Raw genomic sequence first — 3,350 nt, 5'->3', positions numbered from 1 at the left:
ATCGACCATGCGGCGGGCGTCAGGCTGGCCTCCGCACCGCCCACGGCGGCGCGAGCGAAGAACAGCTGCCAGTATCCGCGCGCGAGGCCGCACAGGCCGGTGCCCAGGCTCCACAGGCCGATGCCGCCGATTAGGAGGCGGCGCCTGCTGCCGGTATCCGCCAGTCTCCCGAACAGCGGGCTGAACAGGATATACGCGGTCGTGAACGCCAGCCCCTGCAACAGGCTGAGCCGCGTGTCGGACAGCCCGAAGTCCGCCTTCAAGGGCGCCACCAGCAGGTTGAGCACCTGTCGATCGATAAAGCTGACGGTATAGGCCAGCGTGAGCACGAAGATCAGATACCACGCGGCCGCACTCGGCGCGGACTCGGTATCGACCGGGAGCGGTGCTGCCTGCTCCCCGGGTTCGGCCAGGGCGATCGCTACGCCGCTCATGCCCCCGCTCATGACCCTATCCATTCTTCGATCATCGGCCGGATCGGCTCGCCCACGAGTTCCAGCACCGGGCCGTCGCCGCGCGCCATATAGGCCATCTGGCCGTAGCGATGCTTGGGGGACGCGCCTGCCGCGATAAGGCGCCAGCCCTCCGCCAGCAGCGCTTCCACCTCCGCGCCGACATCGTCCACCCAGGCCCCGACATGCGCGGGCGAAACCGCGCGCAAGGCCTCGTAGGCGCCACCGGGCACCATCTGGATCAGTTCGATATGGATCGGCCCCTGCCGCGAATAAGTGACGGTAAGATGCGCCTCGGACCAGCCCGCATCAGGCAACCAGACCCGCAAAGGATCGAACTTGCGGACAGGACACCAATTTACTCCAAGTCCACGCCCCAATTCGTCCATTGATCTATGGATATCTTCGACTATCAATCCATGATGATGCAGTTTTTCGAAAGATTTCAATTTATCCTCATCCCATATTATCGATCAGCTTATATGCTACCGTGATTCGAAAAGCGGAAAACACCACCTGAAATTGGCGGATGACTTTGGGAGAATAACGCAATGACCGGACTGATCGTGGAACACCGCGGCGCCGTGTGCCTGCTGACGATCAACCGCGAGGACGCGCGAAACGCGCTCGACGCGGCAACCTCGCGGGCGATGGACGAGGCGATCTCGGCGGCCGAGGCGGACCCGGCGGTCGGCGCGATCATCGTCACTGGCACCGGCAACCGCGCCTTCTGCGCCGGCATGGACCTCAAGGAAGCTGAGCGCATCGGCGCCGGTCACGGGTTGATCCCCGGCCGCGGCTTCGGCGGCATCACCGAGCGCCGCCGCACCAAGCCGCTGATCGCCGCGATCAACGGCACCGCTGTCGCGGGCGGGTTCGAGATCATGATGGCCTGCGACATGGTCTTCGCCGCCGACCACGCGCTGATGGGCGTGAGCGAAGTGAAGCGCGGCCTCTTCGCCTTCGCGGGCGGCATCCAGCGCCTTGCCGCACAAGTCCCCCGCGCCACGGCGCTGGCGATGATCATGACCGGCGAACTGCTCCCCGCCCGCCGCCTCTACGACCTTGGCGTCGTCACCGAAGTCGTGCCCGGCGACCGCCTGCTGGACCGCGCGCTGGAGGTTACGCAGGCGATGCTGGCGAACAGTTGGCAGGCGATCGCCAACGGGCGCGAACTCTACGAGCTTTCCACCGGCATGGACACCGCACAGGCGCTCGCGGTGGGCAATGCCTGGGGCAAGGCCACGCTCGCCAGCGCCGACAGCCGCGAAGGCATCGCCGCCTATGCACAGAAGCGCGATGCGCAGTTCGGCCAGCGCTGACGCGTCCGCTCGTCGAGATGGTGAAATTACAATCACTGTTGACTGTTTTATCGTGCAGGAGGTAGGATCGCAAGCATCACATCGGCAGAATCAAACATTCATGTCTGTTTTTTGATTCTGCTGCGGCCCACTCCGCCCAACCGGAGTGCAAGGCAAGGGAGAGAAGGCCGATGCTCGATCTGGTCGCAGATCAAAGCCCCGAGAACGATTTCGCGCGGATGGACTACGAGCGGGATCGCAAGGGGCCGCCCGAGGGCTTTCCCAAGCTGCCCGACATTCCCGGCAGCCGCTATACCGACCCCGAATTCCTGCAACTCGAAAAGGAGATGATGTGGGACAAGGCGTGGCTCTATGCGGGCCACACCGATCAGGTGCCAAATCCGGGCTCCTGGTTCCTGACCCGCAATTCGGGCGTGCCGATCATCGTCGCGCGCAACCTACAGGGCGAGGTCAAGGCGTTCTACAACACCTGCCAGCATCGCGGCGCCCCCCTCGTCACCGAGGAATCGGGCGAAGGGCGCGGCTTCGTCTGCGGCTATCACGGCTGGAGCTATACCCTCGACGGCAAGCTGACGGCGGTGCGCGACAAGCGCGACTTCGTCGATTTCGACATGTCCTGCCGCTCGCTGGTACAGGTGCGCTGCGAACTGCTGGGCTCGCTGATCTTCATCAACCGCGATCCCGATGCGCAGCCGCTGATGGAACACATCGGCCCGATGGCGGAGCAGCTGGAGCAGTTCGAGCTTGAGAAGCTGCGCCTCGTCGACAGCCGCAGCTACGAGGTGGACTGCAACGTCAAGGTCCTGCTCGACGCCTTCCTCGAGGTCTACCACATCAAGTCGATCCACGTGAACACGGTGGACCGCTTCCTCGATCACCGCGCGATGATCATCACGCTCTGGCCGAACGGCCACAGCCGCATGGCGACGCCGAACCGGCGCCCCGACTGGGTCGATCCCGGCACCGTGGGCATGCCGGAAATCGCATCGATCACCGAGTTCCCGGCCAAGAACAACGTCAGCTACCAGATCTACCCCAATTTCATCATGCCCCCTGCCCCCACCGGCATCCCGATCCTGCAGTTCTGGCCGATCGGCACGAAGCGCACGCGCGTGGTGTCCAGCTGGCTGGCACCGAACCACGACCCCGAGAACCCGCACCCGCTCTGGCCCACGCGCCTGAGCAACTGGGAGCGTATTCTCTACGAGGACCTGCAATACGCGCCGCAAATCCAGGAATCGCTCGAAAGCCCGGGCTTCAGGGCGATGCCGCTCAACTATCAGGAGCGCCGCATCTACCACTGGCACGAGGAACTCGACCGCCGCATCGGCCTCAACCGGGTGCCGGAACACGCGCGCGTCGAGCAGGTGCTGGGCGACTGGGTACAGCGGGACTGACTTTGCCCCGCTCCCACGCGGGACGAGAAAACAGGATAACGGGAGAACACGCATGGCCGATCTGGCAGGAAAGGTCGCCGTCGTCGTCGGCGCGGCCAACCGGGACAACATGGCGCAAGTGATCGCGCGCCGCCTTGCCGCCGATGGCGCGACGGTGATCGTCGCCGGGCGCAAGGCGG

The 3,350-nt window shown here is 64.7% G+C and carries 4 protein-coding genes; 2 read left to right on the top strand and 2 right to left on the bottom strand.

The window, feature by feature from the left end; genetic code table 11:
• Together LH128_RS25210 and LH128_RS25205 are read right to left on the bottom strand one after the other, a co-directional pair.
• Positions 1–434 (bottom strand): MFS transporter (locus LH128_RS25210; RefSeq protein ID WP_037521315.1); only part of this gene is annotated, 434 nt, incomplete at its 3' end.
• 8 nt (positions 435–442) lie between these two features.
• A complete protein-coding gene (locus LH128_RS25205; protein WP_327195261.1) occupies positions 443–868 on the bottom strand; it encodes a VOC family protein in 426 nt (141 codons plus the stop codon).
• Between the two features lie 135 nt (positions 869–1,003).
• Here LH128_RS25205 and LH128_RS25200 point away from each other — a divergent pair, with 135 nt between their 5' ends.
• Positions 1,004–1,774 carry an enoyl-CoA hydratase/isomerase family protein gene (locus LH128_RS25200; RefSeq protein WP_008832521.1) on the top strand — a complete coding sequence of 257 codons (771 nt, stop codon included), beginning with the start codon at positions 1,004–1,006 and terminating at the stop codon, positions 1,772–1,774.
• A 170-nt stretch (positions 1,775–1,944) separates the two neighbouring features.
• Positions 1,945–3,171: an aromatic ring-hydroxylating oxygenase subunit alpha gene (locus LH128_RS25195; RefSeq protein WP_008832520.1), complete on the top strand. Its 1,227-nt coding sequence runs from the start codon at positions 1,945–1,947 to the stop codon at positions 3,169–3,171.
• The last annotated feature ends 179 nt before the right edge of the window (positions 3,172–3,350 follow it).

It is taken from the genome of Sphingomonas sp. LH128 (assembly GCF_000293195.2).
In the GTDB taxonomy this organism is placed as follows: domain Bacteria; phylum Pseudomonadota; class Alphaproteobacteria; order Sphingomonadales; family Sphingomonadaceae; genus Novosphingobium; species Novosphingobium resinovorum_A.
This window is presented reverse-complemented; position numbering and strand designations above follow the sequence as displayed.

Coding starts and splice junctions, on each gene's coding strand:
- LH128_RS25195 (WP_008832520.1), top strand. CDS start 1,945: ATGCTCGATCTGGTCGCAGATCAAAGCCCCGAGAACGATTTCGCGCGG.
- LH128_RS25200 (WP_008832521.1), top strand. CDS start 1,004: ATGACCGGACTGATCGTGGAACACCGCGGCGCCGTGTGCCTGCTGACG.